The 23,042-nt window shown below is 70.7% G+C and carries 22 protein-coding genes; 8 read left to right on the top strand and 14 right to left on the bottom strand.

The features are described from left to right. Positions 1 to 13: 13 nt before the first annotated feature. The 4 genes from adk to lpxK form a co-directional block, all read right to left on the bottom strand. Positions 14 to 676 carry an adenylate kinase gene (gene adk, locus bpln_RS14925; RefSeq protein ID WP_042625835.1) on the bottom strand — a complete coding sequence of 221 codons (663 nt, stop codon included), beginning with the start codon at positions 674 to 676 and terminating at the stop codon, positions 14 to 16. 206 nt (positions 677 to 882) lie between these two features. Beyond that, complete coding sequence (gene kdsB / locus bpln_RS14920; protein WP_055139173.1) at positions 883 to 1,674, bottom strand: 3-deoxy-manno-octulosonate cytidylyltransferase; 792 nt, start codon at positions 1,672 to 1,674, stop codon at positions 883 to 885. Between the two features lie 160 nt (positions 1,675 to 1,834). Further along, on the bottom strand, positions 1,835 to 2,041 hold the full coding sequence (locus bpln_RS14915) for a Trm112 family protein (protein WP_015876828.1): 207 nt from the start codon (positions 2,039 to 2,041) through the stop codon (positions 1,835 to 1,837). Continuing rightward, on the bottom strand, positions 2,022 to 3,044 hold the full coding sequence (gene lpxK, locus bpln_RS14910) for a tetraacyldisaccharide 4'-kinase (RefSeq protein WP_055139172.1): 1,023 nt from the start codon (positions 3,042 to 3,044) through the stop codon (positions 2,022 to 2,024). The genes bpln_RS14915 and lpxK overlap by 20 nt, the downstream gene beginning before the upstream one ends. Positions 3,045 to 3,593: 549 nt before the next feature. On the opposite strand from lpxK, the gene xseA reads away from it, so the two are divergent. Together xseA and sodB are read left to right on the top strand one after the other, a co-directional pair. Further along, the gene (xseA, locus tag bpln_RS14905) at positions 3,594 to 4,994 is read left to right on the top strand and encodes an exodeoxyribonuclease VII large subunit (protein WP_042625831.1); all 1,401 of its coding nucleotides are present in this window, start codon (positions 3,594 to 3,596) and stop codon (positions 4,992 to 4,994) included. 237 nt (positions 4,995 to 5,231) lie between these two features. Next, a complete protein-coding gene (sodB, locus tag bpln_RS14900; RefSeq protein ID WP_055139171.1) occupies positions 5,232 to 5,810 on the top strand; it encodes a superoxide dismutase [Fe] in 579 nt (192 codons plus the stop codon). 9 nt (positions 5,811 to 5,819) lie between these two features. Here the strand turns inward: sodB and bpln_RS35610 are convergent, their stop codons facing one another. Continuing rightward, on the bottom strand, positions 5,820 to 6,035 hold the full coding sequence (locus bpln_RS35610; RefSeq protein ID WP_123863570.1) for a hypothetical protein: 216 nt from the start codon (positions 6,033 to 6,035) through the stop codon (positions 5,820 to 5,822). A 12-nt stretch (positions 6,036 to 6,047) separates the two neighbouring features. Continuing rightward, a complete protein-coding gene (locus bpln_RS14895) occupies positions 6,048 to 6,755 on the bottom strand; it encodes a Crp/Fnr family transcriptional regulator (protein WP_055139170.1) in 708 nt (235 codons plus the stop codon). A gap of 75 nt (positions 6,756 to 6,830) precedes the next feature. Between bpln_RS14895 and bpln_RS14890 the strand changes: the two genes are divergently transcribed. Further along, entirely contained in the window at positions 6,831 to 7,358 is a 528-nt protein-coding gene (locus tag bpln_RS14890; protein ID WP_055139169.1) for an Mpo1 family 2-hydroxy fatty acid dioxygenase, read from the top strand. 6 nt (positions 7,359 to 7,364) lie between these two features. After that, positions 7,365 to 8,408: a 2-dehydropantoate 2-reductase gene (locus tag bpln_RS14885; RefSeq protein ID WP_055139168.1), complete on the top strand. Its 1,044-nt coding sequence runs from the start codon at positions 7,365 to 7,367 to the stop codon at positions 8,406 to 8,408. A gap of 75 nt (positions 8,409 to 8,483) precedes the next feature. On the opposite strand, the gene bpln_RS14880 is transcribed toward bpln_RS14885, so the two are convergent. The 3 genes from bpln_RS14880 to bpln_RS14870 all read right to left on the bottom strand — a co-directional run bounded on the left by bpln_RS14880 (position 8,484) and on the right by bpln_RS14870 (position 12,918). Then, on the bottom strand, positions 8,484 to 9,737 hold the full coding sequence (locus tag bpln_RS14880; protein WP_042626734.1) for a sensor domain-containing phosphodiesterase: 1,254 nt from the start codon (positions 9,735 to 9,737) through the stop codon (positions 8,484 to 8,486). A gap of 277 nt (positions 9,738 to 10,014) precedes the next feature. Continuing rightward, positions 10,015 to 11,448, bottom strand: a complete 1,434-nt coding sequence (gene mdtD, locus bpln_RS14875; protein ID WP_042625826.1) for a multidrug transporter subunit MdtD — start codon at positions 11,446 to 11,448, stop codon at positions 10,015 to 10,017. 234 nt (positions 11,449 to 11,682) lie between these two features. Next, positions 11,683 to 12,918 carry a citrate synthase family protein gene (locus bpln_RS14870; RefSeq protein ID WP_055139167.1) on the bottom strand — a complete coding sequence of 412 codons (1,236 nt, stop codon included), beginning with the start codon at positions 12,916 to 12,918 and terminating at the stop codon, positions 11,683 to 11,685. Between the two features lie 137 nt (positions 12,919 to 13,055). Between bpln_RS14870 and bpln_RS14865 the strand changes: the two genes are divergently transcribed. Then, the gene (locus bpln_RS14865) at positions 13,056 to 14,471 is read left to right on the top strand and encodes a CoA transferase (RefSeq protein ID WP_055139166.1); all 1,416 of its coding nucleotides are present in this window, start codon (positions 13,056 to 13,058) and stop codon (positions 14,469 to 14,471) included. Positions 14,472 to 14,586: 115 nt separating this feature from the next. Here bpln_RS14865 and bpln_RS14860 read toward each other — a convergent pair whose 3' ends face one another. Next, positions 14,587 to 15,333: a GntR family transcriptional regulator gene (locus bpln_RS14860; RefSeq protein WP_055139165.1), complete on the bottom strand. Its 747-nt coding sequence runs from the start codon at positions 15,331 to 15,333 to the stop codon at positions 14,587 to 14,589. Between the two features lie 170 nt (positions 15,334 to 15,503). On the opposite strand from bpln_RS14860, the gene bpln_RS14855 reads away from it, so the two are divergent. Further along, positions 15,504 to 16,346 carry an aldo/keto reductase gene (locus bpln_RS14855; protein WP_042625822.1) on the top strand — a complete coding sequence of 281 codons (843 nt, stop codon included), beginning with the start codon at positions 15,504 to 15,506 and terminating at the stop codon, positions 16,344 to 16,346. A 24-nt stretch (positions 16,347 to 16,370) separates the two neighbouring features. On the opposite strand, the gene bpln_RS14850 is transcribed toward bpln_RS14855, so the two are convergent. Next, positions 16,371 to 17,405, bottom strand: coding sequence for a HoxN/HupN/NixA family nickel/cobalt transporter (locus tag bpln_RS14850; protein ID WP_042625821.1), 1,035 nt, complete (start codon positions 17,403 to 17,405; stop codon positions 16,371 to 16,373). A 151-nt stretch (positions 17,406 to 17,556) separates the two neighbouring features. Here bpln_RS14850 and bpln_RS14845 point away from each other — a divergent pair, with 151 nt between their 5' ends. Next, the gene (locus tag bpln_RS14845; protein WP_042625820.1) at positions 17,557 to 18,018 is read left to right on the top strand and encodes a MarR family winged helix-turn-helix transcriptional regulator; all 462 of its coding nucleotides are present in this window, start codon (positions 17,557 to 17,559) and stop codon (positions 18,016 to 18,018) included. 104 nt (positions 18,019 to 18,122) lie between these two features. Continuing rightward, a complete protein-coding gene (locus bpln_RS14840; protein ID WP_055139164.1) occupies positions 18,123 to 19,439 on the top strand; it encodes an MFS transporter in 1,317 nt (438 codons plus the stop codon). Positions 19,440 to 19,589: 150 nt separating this feature from the next. Here the strand turns inward: bpln_RS14840 and fusA are convergent, their stop codons facing one another. From fusA to bpln_RS34045, 3 genes are all read right to left on the bottom strand, one after another. Next, complete coding sequence (gene fusA / locus bpln_RS14835; protein WP_042625818.1) at positions 19,590 to 21,701, bottom strand: elongation factor G; 2,112 nt, start codon at positions 21,699 to 21,701, stop codon at positions 19,590 to 19,592. A 439-nt stretch (positions 21,702 to 22,140) separates the two neighbouring features. Beyond that, the gene (locus tag bpln_RS14830) at positions 22,141 to 22,650 is read right to left on the bottom strand and encodes a DUF192 domain-containing protein (RefSeq protein ID WP_042626733.1); all 510 of its coding nucleotides are present in this window, start codon (positions 22,648 to 22,650) and stop codon (positions 22,141 to 22,143) included. 184 nt (positions 22,651 to 22,834) lie between these two features. Next, the gene (locus tag bpln_RS34045; RefSeq protein ID WP_080937235.1) at positions 22,835 to 23,035 is read right to left on the bottom strand and encodes a hypothetical protein; all 201 of its coding nucleotides are present in this window, start codon (positions 23,033 to 23,035) and stop codon (positions 22,835 to 22,837) included. Positions 23,036 to 23,042 lie beyond the last annotated feature (7 nt).

Genomic DNA, 23,042 nt, shown 5'->3' with positions numbered 1-23,042 from the left:
CCGCAGCCGACGCTTACTTCAGTGCGTCGAACACGCGCTGACGGATTTCGTCGACCGTGCCGAGGCCCGAGATCTTGCGATAGGCGGGCGCCTGCAGGCCGTTTTCGGCACCGCGCGCGGCCCAGTCGCCGTAATACGAGATAAGCGGCTTGGTCTGTGCCTCGTAGACGTCGAGACGCTTCTTCACCGTGTCTTCCTTGTCGTCGTCGCGCTGGATCAACGGCTCGCCCGTCACGTCGTCCTTGCCCTCGACCTTTGGCGGGTTGAACGTGACGTGATAGGTGCGGCCCGAGGCCGGGTGAGTGCGGCGGCCGCTGATGCGCTCGATGATCGCCGAGAACGGCACGTCGATCTCGAGCACGTAGTCGATCGCCACGCCGGCGTCCTTCATCGCGTCGGCCTGCGCGATGGTGCGCGGGAAACCGTCGAACAGATATCCGTTGGCGCAGTCCGCTTCCTTCAGGCGTTCCTTCACGAGGCCGATGATCAGCGAATCCGGCACCAGCTTGCCCTCGTCCATGTAGCCCTTGGCCTCCACGCCGAGCGGCGTGCCGGCCTTCACGGCCGCGCGCAGCATGTCGCCCGTCGAGATCTGCGGAATCCCGAACTTTTCCTTGATGAACGTGGCCTGGGTGCCCTTGCCGGCGCCGGGAGCGCCCAACAGGATCAAACGCATGGTGATATCTCCAAGTTTCATGAATATGTGGCGCGAGGGGATCGCATCGGCGCGCGGCCCGGAGGTCGGCTTCCACACAACTCCGGCCGGTCTGACGGCGGCGCGGGCGGTGAAGCCCGCGCGGCGGCCGGCGGAGGGAGCTGGCGAGCGCGACTCAACGTGGGCGGCGCCTGACGGCTCGCACAGTCGTCCGATTATGCCATGGGTTATTTTTGCGGCGACCGAAAAAGGGCCTGCACGCGCGCGAGATCGGCCGGCGTGTCGACGCCCGGCGCCGGCGCGGCATCGGTCACGAGCACCGCGATCCGCTCGCCGTGCCACATCGCGCGCAGCTGTTCGAGCTGCTCGGCCTGCTCGATCGGCGCCTGCGCGAGCGACGGGTAACTGCGCAGGAAACGCGCGCGATAGGCGTACAGCCCGATGTGGCGATATACCGGGAAGGCCGGCTCCGGCATGGATTCGACGGCAGGCCAGTGCGGCTGCCAGGCATCGCGCGACCACGGGATCGGGGCGCGCGAAAAATACAGCGCGACGCTTTTCGCGTCGAGCGCGACTTTCACGACGTTCGGATTGAACACGTCGGCGGCGTCGTGGATCGGATGCGCGGCGGTGGCGATCGCGCAGGCCGGATGGGCGGCCAGGTGCGACGCTACGTCGCGGATTAGCGCGGGATCGATCAGCGGCTCGTCACCTTGAACATTCACGACGATCGTTTCATTCGGCAATTCGAGCAGCGTCGCGACCTCGGCGAGGCGGTCGGTGCCGGACGGATGGTCGGCGCGCGTGAGCAGCGCGTCGAACCCCTCCGCCCGCGCGGCGTCGAGCACGCTCTGCGCGTCCGAGGCGACCAGCACGCGCGCGGCGCCCGCTTCGCGTGCTCGCTCCGCCACGCGCACCACCATCGGCTTGCCGCCGAGGTCGGCGAGCGGCTTGTTCGGCAGGCGTGTCGAGGCAAGGCGGGCGGGCACGACGGCGATGAAGGGCGGCGGAGTGGTCATCGGGGTTTCGGCGGCGAACGAGAATGGAATCGAAGGGAAGGCCGGCGCGGGCGCCGGAGATGGTGCGCGTGCCGCGAAGGGCGGGCGCGACCGCTGCCGCTGGTTTGGCGCCGGTGCCGTTGAGCGGTCGGCATCGGCCGACCCGGCGCGGCAGCCCCCGTCAGTGCGTGGCGGCGGGGCCGGCCGGATCGACCGGCGTGCCTTCCACGGTCTGGCGCGCCTCGTCGACGAGCATCACGGGGATGCCGTCGCGGATCGGGTAGGCGAGCTTGTCGGCGTGGCAGATCAGTTCCTGCGCGGCGCGGTCATGGTGGAGCGGGCCTTTGCAGATAGGGCACACGATGATTTCAAGCAGGCGAGCGTCCACGGAGTTTCTCCACAACGAGAGCGATGAGGCGGGGATCGAGCGCGGCCTCGACAGGGACGACCCAGAGTCGGGCATCGCGCCAGGAAGTCCCCAATTTTACTGCATCCTTCTCGGTGATCAGGATCACCTCGGCGTCGTCGCTCGTGAACGGGTTGTCGGCGAACGCGTAATGGTCGGGCAGCGCGCGCGTGGCAGGCGTGAGGCCGGCCGCGCGCAGCGTCGCGAAGAAGCGCTCGGGCGCGCCGATGCCGGCCGCGGCCAGCACGCGCTCGCCGGCGAACTGCGCGAGCGGGCGGCGCCGCGACGGCTCGTCGAGATGCCAGGCGTCGCCGGGCGCGAGCCGCAGTGCGAAGGTGTCGGGCCACGGCGGCAGCGCGCGGCTGTACGGATCGTTGACGAGCGTGGCGTCGCGGTGCCGCGTGAGCGGTTCGCGCAGCGGGCCGGCCGGCAGCAGGAAGCCGTTGCCGCCGAGACGGTGGTCGAACACCACCAGCTCGACGCGGCGCGCCATCCGGTAATGCTGCAGGCCGTCGTCGCTGACCACCACGTCCACCTCGGGATGCGCGGCCGCGAGCGCCCGGATCGCGGCCACGCGGTCGGGGCAGACCATCACGGGCGCCTGGGTGCGTCGCGCGATCAGCAGCGGCTCGTCGCCGGCGCGCGAGGCGAGCGAATCGGGGCGGACCTCGGCGGGCTCGCGGATCGCGGCGCCGTAGCCGCGCGAGACCACGCCGGGGTGGAAGCCGTTGGCGCGCAGCGCGTCGACCAGCGCGATCACGGTCGGCGTCTTGCCGGTGCCGCCCACCGTGACGTTGCCGACCACCACTACCGGCGGGCCGGCATCGACGGTTTCCTTCCAGCCGGCCGCGAACGCGGCGCGGCGCAGCGCGGCGCAGGCGCCGAACAGCGCGGCGAGCGGCGTGAGCGCCCACGCGAGCGGGCCGCGTCGCCGCCATTCGCGGGCGATGCGCGCCTCGGCGCGTGCGAGCAGGCCGCCGCTCATCGGGCGATGGCGCCGGCGAGGCGCAAGGCGGGCGACGGATCGATCAAGCGGATTCTCCAGGACAACCGGGACCAGGGCGGCGCGGCCGGGACGGCGCGCCGGATTCCCCTCGAAAGGCGGCACTCTAGCGCGGCGGCGCCGCGCGCGGCAAGTCGGGCTGGGCAGGCGGCCTTGCGGCCGCGGCGGCGTTCTCACGGGGTCAGATAAAGGCGCGCCTGTGGATAACTCTGTGAAAAACTGCCTGGGGGATCGGCGCAAACGCCCGCGTGGCGGGCGTCCGATCGGCGGGTTGACACAATATGTCACAAAGATATTGTGTTAAATCAACAGGTTATTGAGATTTACGCGGGTTTTCCAGGGGCTTGACACAAGCGGCGAGCCGACCGGGGGCACATGTGGACACTTCGTGTCCGATGGGCGCGCGGGCCGGCCTTGGGGCGGCCCCGATGCAACGCCGGACGCGCGGGCCCGGTGCCGGCGCGAAGCACGAAGCTTGCCGCCGGGGCGCGACGGGGCTATCGTGTGCGCGCCTTCATTCCTCCCTACGCGATGCCATCCGATTCCTTTCCGTCCGGCCCGGGCGGCGCCACCTTCGGCCGTGCCGGCGACGCCGGCGACGGCGTGATTCCCGTTTCCGCGCTGAACCGCGCGATCGGCTCGATGCTCGAGCGTTCGTTCCCGCTCTGCTGGGTGTCGGGCGAGGTGTCGAACTTCACGCGCGCAGCGAGCGGCCACTGGTATTTCTCGATCAAGGACAAGGACGCGCAGATGCGCTGCGTGATGTTCCGCGGCCGGGCCCAGCATGCGCCGTTCACGCCGCGCGAGGGCGACCGCATCGAGGTGCGCGCGCTGGTCAGCATGTACGAGCCGCGCGGCGAGTTGCAGCTCAACGTCGAGGCGGTGCGGCGCACCGGCCAGGGCAAGCTGTTCGAGGCGTTCCTGCGGCTCAAGGCGCAGCTCGAGGCCGAGGGGCTGTTCGACCCGCGGCGCAAGCGGCCGCTGCCCGTGCATCCGCGCGCGATCGGCATCGTCACCTCGCTGCAGGCCGCGGCGCTGCGCGACGTGCTGACCACGCTCGCGCGCCGCGCGCCGCATGTGCCGGTGATCGTCTATCCGGCGCCGGTGCAGGGCGCGGGCGCGGCCGACAAGCTCACGGCGATGGTCGAGACGGCCAACGCGCGGCGCGAGGTGGACGTGCTGATCATCTGCCGCGGCGGCGGCTCGATCGAGGATCTCTGGTCGTTCAACGACGAGGCGCTGGCGCGCGCGATCGCCGCGAGCGAACTGCCGGTGGTGAGCGGGGTCGGCCACGAGACCGATTTCACGATCGCCGATTTCGCCGCCGACCTGCGCGCGCCGACGCCGACCGGGGCGGCCGAGCTGGTCAGCCCGCAGCGCGCGCTGCTGCTGCGCGAACTGGCCGAGCGCCAGGCGGCCCTCGCGCGCGGCTTGCGGCGCGGGCTCGACGCGCGCGCCCAGCAGCTCGACTGGCTGGCGCGGCGCCTGGTGAGCCCGGCCGAGCGGCTGGCGCGACAGCGCACCCACCTGCAGCAGCTCGCGCTGCGGCTCGGCTCGGCCGGCGCGCGGCCGGCGCGCGATGCGCGGGCGCGCTTCGCGCTGGTGATGCTGCGCTGGCAGCGCACCCGGCCCGACGCGGCCGCCGCCCGGCAGTCGCTCGCCGGCTGGTCGCAACGGCTCGACACCGCGCTGCGGCACCGGCACGAACGCGCCGCGGCGCGCGTGGCCGGCTACGCGGCGCGACTCGAGGTGCTGAGCCCGCAGCGCACGCTGGAGCGCGGTTACGCGGCGCTGATCGACACCCAGACGGGGCGTGCCGTGCGCGCGCCGGGCGCGCTTGCGCCGCAGCGCCGGCTTACCGTGCATCTCGCCGAGGGCACCGCGGACGTGTCGATCGCCGACGTCCAGCCGCGTCTTGATGAAACGTTCTGAACGAGCGTTTCACGAGGCGCGTCGCAGCGGGACCGAATCATGCTGGACCAGGCGGGCGTGCTGTCATCACGCTGATTTTTATATTCGTTATTACAGCGGTTATCACGCCGGGGCCGCTGGTCGAACGAAGGCGGGCGGATCCGAATACCCGCGAGTTTGCGGGGTTATTCGGTCTCGCCTACAATCGGACGCTCTGCAGGCCCTAGTCCCTACACATACACTTCAAAGGAATCCGTCATGGCTCATACGCTCCCGCCGCTGCCCTATTCTGAAGACGCGCTTGCTCCGCACATCTCGCAGGAAACGATCCAGTTCCACTACGGCAAGCACCATCAAACGTATGTGACGAACCTGAACAATCTGATCCCGGGCACGGAATTCGAAAACCTGTCGCTCGAAGAGACCGTGAAGAAGTCGTCGGGCGGTATTTTCAACAACGCCGCGCAAATCTGGAACCACACGTTCTTCTGGAACAGCCTGTCGCCGAACGGCGGCGGCGCTCCGACGGGCGCGCTGGGCGACGCGATCAACGCCAAGTGGGGTTCGTTCGACGCGTTCAAGGAAGCGTTCGCGAAGACCGCGATCGGCACGTTCGGCTCGGGCTGGGCATGGCTCGTGAAGAAGGCCGACGGCTCGCTCGACCTGGTCTCGACCAGCAACGCCGCCACGCCGCTGACGACCGACGCGAAGCCGCTGCTGACGATCGACGTGTGGGAACACGCGTACTACATCGACTACCGCAACGCGCGTCCGAAGTTCGTCGAGGCGTTCTGGAACGTCGTGAACTGGGACTTCGCCGCGAAGAACTTCGCCTAAGGCCCGCCGTCACGCTGCTGCGCCGGCCGGCTGGCCGGCGTGCCTCGCCGATGCCCTCCTTGCGAGGGCATTGTCGTTTCTGGCGTGCCGTTCCTGAATCGCTTCCGGCGGCACCGCGCGCTGTCCCGCCTTTCCATGACGCGGCACCGATCGAGACCGATCGCGTGCCGGATTCGTCATGATCGCCGCGATCGTTTCGACGGTTTCCTCCAGAGCGCGCAGCATCGCGCGGCCGGCTCAGATCGCGCGGCCGATCTCGCCGCTCGCCGCGCGCAGCGCGTCGAGGTCGAGGATCTCGATTTCCCCCACCTGCACGCGCACCACGCCGCGCGCGGCCAGCTCCTTCAGCAGCTGGTTGGCGGTCTGCCGCGTCAGCGAGGCGAGCGCGGCGAGCCGCTCCTGCGAGAGCCGGATGCGCGTGTGGCCGGTGCTGATGCCGCCGTAGCCCTCGGCGATCATCAGCAGCCGCGCGGCCAGCCGCTGCGCCGCCGGCATCAGGCTGATGGCCTCCACGGTCATGAACGACAGCCTCAGCTTCTGCGCCATCAGGAGCCCGAAATGTCGCCAGTAGCGCGGCTCGTCGTCGAGCAGTTGTTGCAATGCAGCTTGCGTGAAATGCAAAAGTCGTGTGTTCTCCACGGCAATCGCATCGTGCGTACACGGCTGGCCGTCGAACAGCGAGATCTCGCCGAACCAGGTGGTGGGTTCGAGCACGGTCAGCAACGCTTCGCGGCCGTCGGGATCGACCGCGCCGATGCTGAGCGCGCCGGACAGCACCGCGTAGAGGCCGCAGGGCGGGTCGCCGCGCCGGAACAGCGTGGCGCCGGCCGCGAGCGTCTGCACGGTGGCGCCGGCGCGCAGCCGGGCGCGCAGCGCGTCGGGCAGGGTCCGGAACCAGGGGTTCGCGTCGAGTTGCGACGAATCGAGGTCGGACGGCGTGGGCATGGGGGATGTCGGGTAGCTGACAGCGCGGGCCTGGGGCAACGCGCATGATAGCGCTCGTCCAAGGAGACAGGCACGATGAAAACACTGGTCGATCAACTCGCGAACTACGCCGCGTATCACCGCGATACACGCAACATCGTCACCCACCTGTTCGGCATCCCGATGATCGTCGTCGCGGTCGCCGTGCTGCTGTCGCGGCCCGTTGCCGGCGGCGCGGCTGGCGTCGCGCTGACCCCGGCGCTGGTGCTGACGGTGGCCACCGCGATCTACTACCTGCGCCTCGACCTGCGCTTCGGCTTGGCCATGAGCGTGCTGCTCGGGCTGGCGCTGTGGGCCGGCCAGGCGCTCGCGGCGGGGCCCACCGCGCACTGGCTCGCCTGGGGCATCGGGCTGTTCCTGGTCGGCTGGGTGATCCAGTTCGTCGGCCATGCGTTCGAGGGGCGCAAGCCCGCGTTCGTCGACGACGTGATCGGCCTCGCGATCGGGCCGCTGTTCGTGGTCGCCGAGGTGGCGTTCTACGCCGGGCTGCGCCGCGAGTTGCGCGATGAAGTGGAACGGCGTGCGGGGCCGCAGCGTCACGGGCCGCACGGCGCGCGAATCTGAGCGACGGTGACGACGCTCGCGGTGTTCGGCGCGGGCGCCATCGGCTGCTATCTCGGCGGCCGGCTCGCGGTCGCCGGTGCCGAGGTGCGCTTCGTCGGCCGTGCCGCCACGGGCGAGATGCTGCGCCGGCACGGCCTGACGTTGACCGATTACCTGGGCCGCGAGGCGCAGGTGGATGCCGCGCGGATCGCCTTCGACACCGATACGCGCGCGCTGGCCGAGGCCGACGCGGTGCTCGTCACGGTCAAGTGCGCGGCCACCCCGGCCGCGGCCGCCGCGCTCGAACCGGTGCTGCGCCCCGGCACGGTGGTGATCAGCTTCCAGAACGGCGTGCGCCAGGCCGATGCGCTGCGCATCGCGCTGCCGGGCCGCACGGTGCTGGCCGGCATGGTGCCGTTCAACGTGATCGCGCGCGGCGACGGGGTGTTCCACCAGGGCTCGGCGGGGCAACTCGCGGTGGAGGCGTCGCCGCGGCTCGCGCCGGTGGCCGCCGCGTTCGAGCGGGCCGGGCTGCCGCTGCGCGTGCGCGAGGACATCGTCGCCGTGCAGTGGGCCAAGCTGCTGTTCAATCTCAACAACGCGATCAACGCGCTGGCCGCGATGCCGCTGCGCGAGCAGCTCGGCACGCGCGACTACCGGCGCTGCCTCGCGCTCGCGCAGGCCGAGGCGCTGCGCGTGATGCGCCGCGCCGGCATCCGCCCCGCGCGGCTCACGCCGCTGCCGGCCGGCTGGCTGCCGACCGTGCTGTCGCTGCCCGACGCGCTGTTCATGCGGCTCGCGGGCGCGATGCTGGCGATCGATCCGCTCGCACGCTCGTCGATGGCCGACGACGTCGCGGCCGGCCGCGCGACCGAGGTGAACTGGCTGAACGGCGAGATCGTGCGGCTCGCGGCCGAGCTCGGGCTCACCGCGCCGATCAACGCGCGGCTGCGCGAACTCGTGCAGCTCGCCACGCGCGATCGCGCGCGCACGCGCTGGCGCGCCGACGTGCTGCTGCATACGCTGCGCGATTCGGTCCACGATCTGCCGGTGATCGCCGACGAGACCTGAGCCGGCTCGTGAGCGAGAGAAGTCGTCCGATGGCGGCGAGCAGGCAACGAAGGCGCCGCGCCGTCGCCGTCGCGCTCACCAGTTGATGTCGACGCAGAGCACCTGCATGCCGTCCGCGCGCGGCACGGCCACCGAGGCGGTCACGCACAGATGCGCCTCGTTGATCGACAGGTAGGGCGGCGTCACGCGCACGCGTCCCGGCGCGCGCATCGCCTCGATGAAGTACGGGCGCCTCGCCCAGCTCGCGCCTTCCGAGTGCAGCAGCGGCCGGAAGCGTTTCGCGCGCTGCGAGGCGCGCGTGCGCGGCAGCACGTTGTCGCCGATCTGGCGGCCGGAGGAATCGAGCACGAAACAGCGCGCGGTGTCGGGGAGCGCGAGCAGCTCGCCGGTGGCGCTCTCGACCTCGTCGCCGGCGGCGAGCCGCGTGCCGGACTGCTGGAGCGCGATTACATACGGCGCGAGGCGTGCCTGCTGGCCTCGCTCGCGCTCGGCCACGCGCAGGCGCAGCGCGGCCGACAGCGTGTCCATCGCGCCCGCGGCGGCCTGCGGCTGCACCGGCTCGACGCTCGGTCCCGAGAAATACTGGCCCTGCACGAAATCGACGTTGCACTCGAGCGCGATCAGCGCGTCGCGCTCGGTGGACAGGCCGCCCATCATCACGAGCTGCCCCGATTCGTGCAGCAGCGAGACGAGCCCCGGCAGCACGCGTTCGAGATGCGAGTGCTCGCTCGCCTGCGCGAGGATGCCGCGATCGAGCGCGACGATGTCGGGATGCAGATGCCAGACGCGGTCGATGTTCGAATGCTTCGCGCCGAAGCCGCCCAGCGCGATCAGGAAGCCGGCCTTGCGCAGCCCGTCGACGATCGCGCCGAAGCGCGGGGTCTCGCCGCCCGCCTGCTCCGGCACTTCCAGCACCACGCGCTGCGGCGGCAGGCCGAGCGCCTTCAGGTTGGCGAGCAGCGCGTCGCCGTAGATGGTGTCCATCAGCGCGGCCGGATGCAGGCTCAGGAAGAGCCATTCGTCGTGGCTGTCGAACGCATGGAAATTGCCGAGGTGCAGCGATTCGGCGAGCCGGCCGAGTTCGAGCAGATCCCCGCGCCGCGCCGCCTGCGTGAAGACTTCATGCGACGGCACCGGCTGGCCGTCGGCGCCGCGCGCGCGCAGCGAGGCGTGATAGCCGATCGCGCGCCGGTGCGAGACCGAGAACACGGGCTGGAACACGCTGAACACCGTGTAGTCGCCGTACAGCACGGTGCGCCGGTTGCCGTCGTCGCCCGCGACGGGGCGCGGCGGCTGGAAGCCGGGGGGATCGATATCGATCATGGTCATCATGATGTCGGCCGGGAAGAGGATGACAGTTTACCTACCCGGAGTGACCGAGCAAGAAACATGCGCGCGAGAGGCTGCCTGCCCGAGTCCGGCCGCATGGCCCGCGCTGGCCGATCGCGCGATCCGGCGCCTTGGGCGGGCACCGATCCCAGGCGGTTTCGGTCGATGTCGTTCGATTCGCGCACCGTGTTGGTGCGGCCGGTTCGCGCCTCGATGCGCCGGCGCGTGCAACGGCGGCGGCGCGTTTTTTCATCGCGCCGTCCCGTTCCACCCGGCGTCAGGCGCGTTCCGAGGGATCGGTTTTCTTCGCGCTGCCGCGCACGTCCGGCGCGAGCTGCGCGAAGATCCACGCCGAGCCGGCCGTGATGATGCCGACGCAGAAGAACGTCGCATGGAACGCCGGCAGCGTGTGGGTGGGCGTCACGCTGCGCATCACGCCGGTGAAGGTCGCGAGCAGCGCGCCCGCCACCGTCACGCCGAGGCTCATCGACAGCATCTGCACCAGCGAGAACAGGCTGTTGCCGCTGCTTGCGCCGCCGGTGCCGAGGTCCTTCAGGGTGAGCGTGTTCATCGCCGTGAACTGCATCGAATTGAAGCCGCCGAACACGGCGAGCTGCAGCACCTGCACCCACACCGGCACGTTGTCGCGCATCAGCGCGAAGCTCGCCATCAGCAGCCCGACCATCACGGTGTTGACGAGCAGCACCTTGCGGTAGCCGTGACGCTGGATCAGGTGTGTGATCAGCCGCTTCGAGAACATCCCGACCACCGCCACCGGCAGCATCATCAGGCCGGCCTCGAACGCCGAATAGCCGAGGCTCACCTGCAGCAGCAGCGGAATCAGGTACGGCATCGCGCCGCTGCCGATCCGCGCGAACAGGTTGCCGAGCAGGCCGACGCTGAAGGTGTGGATGCGGAACAGTTCGAGCGAGAAGATCGGATGCGGCGCGCGCACCGCGTAGAGCCCGTAGGCGACGAACGCGGCGAGGCCGAGGATCATCAGCACCAGCACGGCGGCGTGGTCCATGCCGAGGTCGGCGAGTCCGTCCAGCGAGAGCGACACCGCGATCATGCCGACCGTCAGCAGCAGGTAGCCCTTCAGGTCGAAGCGGCCGGCGGCCGGGTCGCGCGAGTCGGGCATCGAGTAGAACGTCGCGATGCAGCCCACCACGCCCACCGGCACGTTGATCAGGAAGATCCAGTGCCACGACGCGATCTCGACGAGCCAGCCGCCCAGCGTCGGCCCGATCAGCGGGCCGATCAGGCCCGGGATCGCGACGAACGACAGCGCCGGCAGGTAGCGCTCGGCCGGGAACGTGCGCAACACGGCCAGCCGCCCGACCGGCAGCAGCATTGCGCCGCCCACGCCCTGCGCCACGCGCGAGGCCACCAGCTGCGGCAGCGTGTGCGCGCTCGCGCAGAGCAGCGAGCTGGCCGAGAAGATCAGGATCGCGCTGAAGAACACGCGGCGCGTGCCGAACGTATCGGCGAGCCAGCCCGAGACCGGGATCATCACCGCCATCGTCAGCGAGTAGGCGATCACCACCGACTGCATGCGCAGCGGCGATTCGCCGAGGCTCGCGGCCATCGACGGCAGCGCGGTATTGACGATGGTCGCGTCGAGCGTCTGCATGAAGAAGCCGGTCGCGACGACCCACAGCATCACGGTCAACGACGATTCGCTCGGGGTAGGGGCGGCGGGACGGGACATGGGCAGGCTCGTGGTCGCGAAACAGCCGTCATTGTAAAAAAATAAGCCGGCACGCGCAGGAGATTCGGGGGCGGATGGTTGGACGAGACCCGCGCGCGGCGCGCGGGAGGCCGCGGTGCGTGAGTGGTGAGCGTGGCGGCGTTGGTCGGGCCGTGGGGCAGCGCCGGAGCGGGCTGCCCGTGAGCCGCCGGCGCGGGATCACGCCGCCGGGTCACAGGCATGCATCGCGCCGTTTCAGGCCGGCGCCGCGTCGGCGCCCACGTAGCGCGCGCGTGGCCGGATCAGCTTGCCGTCGTGCTGTTGTTCGAGCGCATGCGCGATCCAGCCCGTCACGCGGCCGGCCGCGAACAGCACGAACGCGGCGCCGTCCGGCAGCGCCAGCGCGCGTTCGAGCAGCGCGAGCGCGAAATCGATGGTCGGCCGCTCGCCGGTGACCGCCCCGACGCGCGTGGCCACCTCCAGCCCCACCCGCAGCGCCGCGTTGCGCGGCGCGGCCACGCGCAGCGCCTCGATCAGGGAGGCCGCGCGCGGGTCGCCGGCCGGGTAGAGCGGATGGCCGAAGCCCGCCAGGCGCGTGCGGCCGCCGGCCTCGCGCATGTCCTGCGCGAGCCGCGCGGCGAGATAGCGGTCGAGATCGGCGGCGCGCCCGGCCTCGTCGAGCAACGCGCGGGCCAGCGCCGTCTCGCCGCCGTGGCGCGGCCCCGACAGCGCGGCGAGCCCGCCCGCGATCGCGCCGAACAGGTGCGTGCCGGTGGATGCGATGCAGCGCACCGCGAACGTCGACGGGTTGAGTTCGTGATCGGCGCACAGCACGAGTGCGCGGCGCAGCAGCCCGGCGCCGGCGCGGCCGCGCACCGCCCAGGCGATCGCGAACTGCCGGTGCGCCGGCAGCATCGACGGCACGGTGCCGGCCAGCGCGGCGACGGTCGCGCGCAACAGCGCCGCGGCCATCTCGCCCCGTGCCTCGCGGCCGGGGTCCGACAGGCGCGGCAACCGCGCCGCCGCGGCGGGCAGCATCACGAGCGCGCGATCGAGCGGCGCGCTGCCGGCCCATTCGCGCAGTGCGTCACGCCAGCGGGCGGCATCGAATCCCGACAGGCAGGCCTCGGCCCGCACGGCGCTGGGCGCGCAGTCCCACAGCAGCGCCGCCACGTCCTCGAGCGAGGCGGACGCGGCGAGCGCCACCGCGTCGCGGCCGCGATAGCGCAGCACGCCGTCGGCGATCTGCGTGATCCGCGATTCGAGCACCGGCAGCCCCCAGTCGAGCGTGCGTTCGGCCACGCCGCCCGCGCGTTTCGCGTCGGCGCGCCGACGCGCGAGCAGCGTGACCTCGTCGGCGTCGTAGCGGCGCCGCTTCGACGCGCCGTCGGGCCACGAGCCCAGCAGCCCGCGGCTCACGTAGGCGTAGAGGGTTGGCAGGCTCACGCCGAGCCGCCGGGCGGCTTCGGTCGCGCTGAGTCGGGCCGTCACGATCGCTCCCTGCGCGCCATGGCACGCGGTTGTCCGGATGACTATTTATGCATTGATTCCGCCGATCAAGATTGATCGGCCGGCGCGGCAATTCTAGACTCGTCCCACACTTTTCGAATCCGGCAGGAGACACGACGATGGATGCGCGACTGGCTTTGCAAACCCTGTGGCAGACGGCGCTCGGCGATCCGGCCGCGCTCGCGCGCGTCGATCTCGCCGACGACGGCGACCCTGGCGACGGCGGCGCGGCGCTGCCGTCGGTGCATCGGGTGGGCGCGCTGGCGGCCTCGACGATCGCGGCGGCGGGGCTGGCCGCCGCCGAATGCCTGCGCCTGCGCGACGGCCGGGAACAGCGCGTGGCCGTCTCGCAGCGCGACGCGCTCGCGGCGTTCCGCAGCGAACGCTACCTGCGTGTCGACGACGCGCCGCCGCCCGACCCGCGCGACCCCGTCACCGGTTTCCACGCGACGCGCGACGGCCGCTGGATCCAGCTGCATGCGAACTTCGCGCATCACCGGCAGGGCATCGTCAAGGTGCTTGGCTGCGCCGATACGCGCGAAGCGATCGCCGCCGCGATCCTCGAACGCGACGGCGCGGAACTCGACGCGACGCTGGCCGAGGCGGGGCTGTGCGCCGCCTTGATTCGCAGTCCGGAGGAATGGGCGGCGCTCGACGCGGCACGCGCGCTCGAACGCCAGCCGCTGTTCGAGATCGAGCGCATCGGCGACGCGCCGCCGCGCGCGATCGGCGCCGGCTCGCCCCACATGCCGCTCGCCGGGGTGCGCGTGCTCGATCTCACGCGCATCATCGCCGGCCCGGTGGCGGGGCGCACGCTCGCGCAGCATGGCGCCGACGTGCTGCTCGTCAACGGCCCGCACCTGCCGAACATCGCGGCGCTCGTGATCGACAACGGGCGCGGCAAGCGCTCCGCGCAGCTCGACCTGCGCGACGCGGCGGGCCGCGCGGCGCTCGACGCGCTCGCGGCCGGCGCCGATGTGTTCCTGCAGTCGTACCGGCCCGGCTCGCTGGCCGCGCGCGGCTTCGGCGACGAGGCGCTGGCGGCGCGCCATCCCGGCATCGTCTGCGTGTCGGTCTGCGCCTATGGATACGAGGGGCCGTGGGCGATGCGGCGCGGCTTCGACAGCCTCGTGCAGTCGGCGAGCGGCATCGCCTGGCGCGAGCAGCAGGCGACCGGCGCGGCCGGCCCCGTGCATCTGCCGTGTCAGGCGCTCGATCACGCCACCGGCTATCTGGCCGCGTTCGGCGCGATGGCGGCGCTGGCGCGGCGCGCGCGCGAGGGCGGCAGCTGGCGCGTGCGCGTCTCGCTCGCGCAGACCGGGCGCTGGTTGCAATCGTTCGGCACGCTCGACGCGGGCCGCGAGGTGCCGGACTGGCCGCTCGAGGCGGTGCGCGACTGCCTCGCCCCGCCGCTGGTGTCGCCGTTCGGCGTGGTCCACGGCGTGCGGCCCGCCGAGCGGCTGTCGCTGACGCCGCCGCGCTTCGCGCGTCCGCCCGTGCCGCCGGGCACCGATGCGCCGCGCTGGCTCGCCTGAGGGCGGCGGGTTCGATCCATCTGATGGATCGGACGGGCTTGGGGCGTGAGGCGCGGCGCCCGGCCCGCCGCGATCATGGAACCGGCGGCGGCCCCGCCGCCGCGCGCGCCCAAGGCTACTTGCGCAACTCGACGACGAAGTCGTAGTAGTCGTTGCGGCAGTAGGTGTCCGTCAGCTCGATCGCGCGCTGGTCGGTGGTGTAGCCGATCCGCGTGATCAGCAGCAGCGCGTCGTGCGGCGCGATGCCCATCTGCTGGGCGATTTCCTCGCTCGCGTTGACGGCGCGGAAATGCTGCAGCGCGCGCACGATCGGCGTGCCGCGCTGTTCCAGCCAGCTGTAGAGCGAATCGCCGATCGAGGCCGGATCGGGGATCAGCGTGGCCGGGAACGTCGAGTTCTCGACCGCCATCACGATGTCGTCGGCGAGCCGCAGCCGCTTGAGCCGCGTGACCGACGCGGCGGGCGAGAGCCCCAGCTGGATCACCTCGTCGCGATTGGCGGGCTGCACGCTGCGCGCGATCCAGCGCGAGCTCGGCGTGAAACCGCGGCGGCGCAGCATCTCGCTGAAGCTCGACAGCCGCGAGAGCGGATCCTCGTAGCGCGGCTGGATGAAATTGCCGGCGCCGTGGGTGCGGCGGATCAATCCTTGCTCGACCAGCAGCGCGATCGCCTTGCGCGCGGTGATCCGCGACACGCCGAGCGCCTCCGACAGCACGCGCTCGGACGGCAGCGCCTCGCCGGCCGTCCAGCGGTTCTCGTGGATCGCTTCGCCGAGCTTGCGCGCGAGTTGCAGGTACAGCGGCGTGTCGTTGTCCGGGTCCGGGCGCAGATCGTGCCAGCGGTCTTCCGTCGGTGGCTTCATGAGGGGGGCGTGAAACAGGGTGGGGTCATTTTATGACATTCGCGCGCCGTGGTTGCGGCCGGCCGGCCCGCCTCGGTGATAGTCCGTATGCCGGCGCGCCGGACGCGGCGCCGCGCGCGACTCGCTACACTGGCAGTCCGGCATGGTGCCGGACTACTGGCGAGGACGAGATGGCGAACACGATCGACATGATTGCGCTGCCCGACGGCGAGCGGGTGGCGAAGCTCGGGCAGGGCACCTGGGAGATGGGCGAGCGGCCCGCGCGCCGTGCCGCCGAGATCGCCGCGCTGCGGGCCGGCATCGAGGCGGGACTGACGCTGATCGACACGGCCGAGATGTACGGCGACGGCGCCACCGAGGAACTCGTCGGCGAGGCGATCCACGGTCTGCGCGACGGGCTGTTCCTGGTCAGCAAGGTCTATCCGCACCATGCCGACCGCCGTCACATGATTGCCTCGTGCGAGGCGAGCCTGAGGCGGCTCGGCACCGACCGGCTGGATCTCTACCTGCTGCACTGGCGCGGCGGCGTGCCGCTCGACGAGACGCTGGAAGCGTTCGAGAGCCTGCGCGCGGCCGGCAAGATCCGCCATTGGGGCGTCAGCAACTTCGACACCGACGACATGGAGGAGCTGGTCGCCGCGGGCGGTGCCGGCTGCGCGACCAACCAGATCCTCTACAACCTCGCGCGGCGCGGGCCGGAATTCGACCTGCTGCCGTGGCAGGCCACGCGGCACATACCGGCGATGGCGTACAGCCCGATCGACCACCTGCGCCTGCCCAAAGGCACCGTGCTCGACGAGATCGCGCGCGAGCGCGACGCCACGCCCGAGCAGGTCGCGCTGGCCTGGGTGCTGCGCCGTGACGACATGATCGCGATTCCGAAGGCGGGCAGCGTCGAGCACGTGCGCGCGAACCGCGCGGCGCTCGACCTGGTGATCGACGACGCGGCGCTGGCCCGGCTCGACGTGGCGTTTCGCCCGCCGCGCGAGAAGCAGCCGCTGGAAATGCTGTAGGCGGTTGGGGACGGCCCGCGCCGTTCAGACGAGCTGCGAGCTGGCGCGGCGCCAGCGATGGAACAGGATCGAGCCGACCCAGCAGGCGAGGAACAGCCCGACGATCGCATAGCCGATCATGCCGAAGCGATCGTTGATCGCGGCGATCAGGTCCCAGCCGCCGCCGGCCAGCCCGAGCCGGTCGGCGACGAGGCCGAGCGCCTCGACGCCGCCGATCACGAGCGCGACCGCGGCCGAGACGAAGGTGATGCTGAGGTTGTAGGCGAGCTTGCGCCGCGGGTCGTCCATCGCCCAGCCGTAGGCGTGGACCATCAGCACGTTGTCGGTCGAATCGATCAGCGTCATGCCGGCCGTGAACAGCGCCGGGAACACCAGCACCGCGTGCAGCGGCAGCCCCTGGTTGGCCTGCGCGGCGGCGATCGCGAGCAGCCCGATCTCGGTGGCCGTGTCGAAGCCGAGCCCGAACAGCAGGCCCACCGGATACATGTGCGCGCTCTTCGTGACGAGCCGGAACAGCGGGCGCAGCAGGCGCGTGAGCAGGCCGCCCGCCGCGTGACGGTGGCCCGCGTGATCGTGATCGGCGGCCGGTGCGTCGGGATGCGCGGCGGTCGCGCGCGCGCGCCGGTAGCGGCGCCAGATGTCGCGCAGGATCACGAGATTGACGATCGCGAGCACGAGCAGGAAGCTCGCCGACACCGCCGTGCCGATCGTGCCGCCCACCGCCTTGAAGCCGTCGAAGCGCGTGCGCAGTGCGAGCGCGGAGATCGCGATGCCGAGCGTGGCGACGATCACGATCGTCGAGTGGCCGAGCGAGAAGAACAGACCGACCGAGAACGGCCGCTTGCCTTCCTGCATCAGCTTGCGCGTGACCGTGTCGATCGCGGCGATGTGGTCGGCGTCCACCGCGTGGCGCAGGCCGAAGCCATAGGCGAGCGCGGCGGTGCCGAGCAGCAGCGGATGGTCGCGCAGCGCGACGAGCGCCCAGATCCAGGCGGCGAGGTTTGCGCCGAGGAGCGAGGCGTAGAGCGTGAACAGCTGGCGGCGAGGCGAGACGGGCATGGCGTGGCGTCGGATCGGTCGCCGGGATCGGCGGATTCGGGGATTCTGACACGAGCAAAATTCCGGCGGTATGGCCGGACGAGCCGCGCACGCGAAACCGATTATGCAGTTTAACTGTGCAGTTTTCCTGTAAAATTGATAACGTGCGCGAATGGTTGAAATCCCCAATTCCTTCGACCCCACCGCTTCCTCCGGCGACGCCGAGCTGGCCGGCGAGCTGCGGATCGCGCTCGGCAAGCTGATGCGGCGTCTGCGCGAGCAGGCGCGCAGCGGCGATTTCACGTCCTCGCAGCGTTCGGTGCTGCTGCGGCTCGAACGCGACGGGCCGGCCACCGTGTCGGCGCTCGCGCGCGCCGAAAGCGTGCGTCCGCAGTCGATGCGCGCCACCGTCGCCGCGCTCGAGGCGCAGGGCGCCGTGGTCGGCACGCCCGATCCGGCCGACGGCCGGCAGACGCTGATGGCGCTTGCCGACGCGTTTCGCGAGCGCCTGCAGGCGAGCCGCGCGGCGCGCGAGGACTGGCTCGGCCGCGCACTCGACGCGCAGCTGTCGGCGCGCGAGCGGCGCGAGCTGGCGGCGGCCGTCGCGCTGCTGCAGCGGCTCGCGGAGTTCTGAGCCATGCGCGCGCATGCCGCTTCGATGCCGGTCGTTGCGCCGAACGCGCCGGCCGGCGCGCGTCTCCGCGATGACCCGAGTCGCCGTTGCCGTGGAGAACGCGAATGAACCTGGCCCGCTCGTTCCGTTCGCTACGCAATCCGAACTATCGGCTCTGGGCCGCCGGCGCGCTCGTCTCGAACGTCGGCACCTGGGTGCAGCGCACCGCGCAGAGTTGGCTCGTGCTTACCCAGCTGACGCGCCACGACGCTTCGGCGGTCGGCATCGTGATGGCGCTGCAATACGCGCCGCAGATGCTGCTGCTGCCGTGGACCGGCTATGCGGCCGACCATTTCGACCAGCGCAAGCTGCTGCGCGCGACGCAGGCGCTGATGGGCGTGCTCGCGTTCGGGCTCGGCGTGATCGTGGTGGCCGGCGTGGCGCGGCTGTGGCACGTGTACCTGTTCGCGCTGCTGTTCGGCAGCGTGGCCGCGTTCGACGCGCCGGTGCGGCAGACCTTCGTCACCTCGCTGGTCGGCGACGCCGACCTCGCCAACGCGGTCGCGCTCAATTCCACCGTGTTCAACGCGGCGCGCATGATCGGCCCCGGCGTGGCGGGGCTCGTGATCTCGTCGATCGGCACCGGCTGGGCGTTCGTTGCGAACGGCCTGTCGTTCGGCGCGGTGCTGGTGTCGCTGTCGCGGCTGCGCGTCTCCGAGCAGCATCCGGGCGCGCGTTCGCGGCGCGCGCAGGGCGGCCTCGCGGCCGGCGTGCGCTACGTGCGCGGCCGGCCCGACCTGCTCGCGATCCTCGCGATGCTGTTCCTGATCGGCACCTTCGGGCTCAACTTCCAGATCTACATCGCGACGATGGCCGTCGACGTGTTCCATGCCGGCGCGAGCGGCTTCGGGCTGCTGTCGTCGATCATGGCGATCGGCACCATCGCGGGCGCGCTGGTGGCCGCCGGCCGCGACCGGCCCACGCTGCGCACGCTGCTTGGCGGCTGCGTGGTGTTCGGCATCGGCTGCGCCTGCGCGGCCCTCGCGCCGGGCTTCTGGATCTTCGGCGCGATGCTGGTGGTGGTCGGCGTCGCCGCGCTGACCATCACCAATTCGTCGAACAGCCTGATGCAGCTGTCCACCGAGCCGGGCATGCGCGGCCGCGTGACGGCGCTGCGCGTGGCGATCGTGATGGGCGGCACCCCCATCGGCGCGCCGATCGTCGGTTGGGTGGCGGACCGCTTCGGGCCGCGCTGGTCGCTCGGCGTGGGCGCGGCGGCCGGCATCGCGGCCGCCGTGGTGGCGCTGCGCGCGATGCGTCGGCAGGCCCGCGAAGCGCGGGCCGAGGCCCGGACAAGCGACGAATCCGGAGGGCATGGAAGCGATGCCGCAGTCGAGCACGAGGCGGACGGCGGCGCCTCCCGCCCGCCCCCGTCGCACTGAGGCGCCGCGCCGGGAGCGGCCGCGGCGCAGGCTTGCGCGGGCATCGACGCGCGATTCTCCGCGCCATGAAAAAGCCCGCCTGGAGCGAACTCCGGACGGGCTTTCCGTCAGGCGCGCCTCATCGCAACGAGGCGCGCCCGCTCACCGGTTTCAGCGCCCCTTCGCGCTGATCACCGCTTCCGACACGTTGGCCGGCGTTTCCGCGTAGTGCTTGAACTCCATCGTGTAGGTCGCGCGGCCCTGCGTGGCCGAGCGCAGCGAGGTCGAGTAGCCGAACATCTCCGAGAGCGGCACCTCGGCGCGCACCACCTTGCCGCCGCCGCCGGCGATGTCGTCCATGCCCTGCACGATGCCGCGCCGGCTCGACAGGTCGCCCATCACGTTGCCCATGAAGTCCTCGGGCGTCTCGACTTCCACCGCCATCATCGGTTCGAGCAGCACCGGCTTGGCGCGGCGCATCGCTTCCTTGAACGCCATCGAGCCGGCCATCCGGAACGCGTTTTCGTTCGAATCGACGTCGTGGTACGAGCCGAACGTCAGGTGGACCTTCACGTCGACGATCGGGTAGCCGGCCAGCACGCCGCTCTTGAGCGTGTCCTGGATGCCCTTGTCGACGGCCGGGATGTACTCGCGCGGAATCACGCCGCCCTTGATCTCGTCGAGGAACTCGTAGCCCTTGCCCGGGTTCGGCTCCAGCGTGACGACCGCGTGGCCGTACTGGCCGCGCCCGCCGGACTGCTTGACGAACTTGCCCTCGACGTCCTTGGCCGTGGTGCGGATGGTCTCGCGGTACGCCACCTGCGGCTTGCCGACCGTGGCCTCCACGCCGAACTCGCGCTTCATGCGGTCGACCAGGATCTCGAGGTGCAGCTCGCCCATCCCGGAGATGATCGTCTGGCCCGATTCCTCGTCGGTCTGCACGCGGAACGACGGGTCTTCCTGCGCGAGACGGTTCAGCGCCAGGCCCATCTTCTCCTGGTCGGCCTTGGTCTTCGGCTCGACGGCCTGCGAGATCACCGGCTCCGGAAACTCCATGCGCTCGAGGATGATCGGCGCGTTGACCGCGCACAGCGTGTCGCCGGTGGTGGCGTCCTTGAGGCCGACCGCCGCGGCGATGTCGCCCGCGCGCACCTCCTTGATTTCCTTGCGCTCGTTGGCGTGCATCTGCAGGATCCGGCCGAGGCGCTCCTTCTTGTCCTTGGTCGCGTTGAGCAGCGTGTCGCCCGATTCCACCACGCCCGAATAGACGCGGAAGAAGATCAGCTGGCCGACGAACGGGTCGGTCATGATCTTGAACGCGAGCGCCGAGAACGGCTCTTCGTCGCTCGGATGGCGCTCGGCCTGCTTTTCCGGGTCCTGGTAGTCGTGGCCAAGGATCGCCGGCACGTCGACGGGCGACGGCAGGTAGTCGATCACGGCGTCGAGCATCGCCTGCACGCCCTTGTTCTTGAACGCGCTGCCGCACAGCATCGGCACGATCTCGTTGGCGATGGTGCGCTGGCGCAGCGCCGCCTTGATCTCGTCCTCGGTCAGCGAGGCGTGGTCGGTCAGGTACTTGTCGAGCAGCTCCTCGCTCGATTCCGCGGCCGCTTCCACCATCTTCTCGCGCCACTCGTGCGCGAGCTCGACGAGGTTTGCCGGGATCTCTTCATAGCTGAACTTCACGCCCTGGCTTTCGTCGTCCCAGAGGATCGCCTTCATCTTGACGAGATCGACCACGCCCTGGAAATGATCCTCCGCGCCGATCGGGATCTGGATCGGCACGGCCACGCCCTTCAGGCGGTCGCCGATCTGCTTCTGCACGCGGAAGAAGTCCGCGCCGATGCGGTCCATCTTGTTGACGAACGCGATGCGCGGCACCTTGTACTTGTTGGCCTGGCGCCAGACCGTCTCGGACTGCGGCTGCACGCCGCCCACCGAGTCGTACACCATGCAGGCGCCGTCGAGCACGCGCATCGAGCGTTCCACCTCGATCGTGAAGTCGACGTGCCCGGGGGTGTCGATGATGTTGATCCGATGCTCCGGATAGTTACCGGCCATGCCTTTCCAGAACGCGGTCGTCGCGGCCGACGTGATCGTGATGCCGCGCTCCTGCTCCTGCTCCATCCAGTCCATCGTGGCCGCACCGTCATGCACTTCGCCGATCTTGTGGCTCACGCCGGTGTAGAACAGGATGCGCTCGGTCGTCGTGGTCTTGCCGGCGTCGATGTGAGCGCTGATCCCGATATTTCTATAGCGCTCGATGGGGGTTTTGCGGGGCACGTGAACCTCCTGTGGTTCCTGAACGAATCGAACCGGCCGACATGACCGGTCCGCTACTGCATTTTCGAGATTTCAAGCATAGCCTGTACAGGTTGCTTTTGCAGGTGGGGGCGCCGGGCGGCGAATCAACCGGTGGCGCGGCAGGGGCGTTCGGGCGGCGGGCGGCGGGGTGGGGGCGGCCGCGCCGATTCAGCCGGCAAGGCTCGGGAGGCGGCTCGGCAGCGCCTGGGGGCGGGCCGCAAACCCTCGCGGGTGGCCGCGATGCGCGACGCTGGCACCGTCCCGGCCGGCCCGGCCGGCCGCGCACTGTATACAATTAGCGCTGGATCACGGCCGGCGGCGGGAATCGTGCGGCGGCGCCTGCGCGGCTGGCGCGAGGTTGCACCTGCCGGCAATCCCGCCGGCCCGGTGCCCCGTCGCGTCGCGCCTTGGTCGAGCCTTATTGCGGCGCCGGCAGCCCGTCGATCTTCATGCCGGGCTTGATTCCCTTCGCGTCGAACCAGCCCTTGCTCATTTCGAGCGCATAGACGCCATTGTTGCGCGGGCAATGATTGTCGGTGGTCTCGGCGCGCATTTCGTCGATGTCGGTGATCGTGCCGTCGGCGCGCATGAACGCGATCGACAGCGGGATCAGCGTGTTCTTCATCCAGAAGCAATGCACGGCGTTCTCGCCGAACGCGAACAGCATCCCTTCGTTCGGGGCGAGCTGGCTGCGGTACATGAGTCCCTGCTCGCGGTCCGCGTCGTTGGCGGCGATCGCCGCGTCGATCACGTACATGCCCACGCGCAGCTTGGTGCGCGGGAACTCGCTCGGCTGCTTGGCACCCGGCGGGATGCCGTTCGACTGCGCGACGGCGGGCGCGATGCCGCCCGCGGCAAGCGCGAGCGCGACGGGGAACACGGCGGTCCGCACGAGGCGGGCGAGCATGGGGCGCGGGGAGAGTCGCACGACGAGGCTCCTGATCGGGTAATCGAGGGCTGCATGGTACGCGATGCGCGCGCTCCGGTGCAGCAATGGCATGACGGCAGGGTGACGGTGCAAAAAGAAAAGGCAGATCGCCTCGCGGTGATCTGCCCTTCAACGGCGCGGGAACCGGACTACGGGCTCCCTGCGCTGCTTACGGCCTGCTTACTTAGTTCGAAGCAGCTGCCGGTGCTGCTGCGTCGCTGGCAGCGGCCTTCTTCTTTGCGTGCTTCTTCGTTGCGTGCTTCTTGTGCGTTGCCTTCTTCGCCGGTGCCGAAGCGGCTTCCGGAGCGGCAGCCGGTGCCGAAGCTTGTGCGAATGCAGCCGTTGCGAACAGGCCAGCGACCAGAGCGGCGATCAGTTTGTTCATCTTGTGT

The organism is Burkholderia plantarii (assembly GCF_001411805.1).
GTDB lineage: Bacteria > Pseudomonadota > Gammaproteobacteria > Burkholderiales > Burkholderiaceae > Burkholderia > Burkholderia plantarii.
Note: the sequence above shows the minus strand (reverse complement) of the source record. Positions and strands in the feature narration are given on the sequence as shown.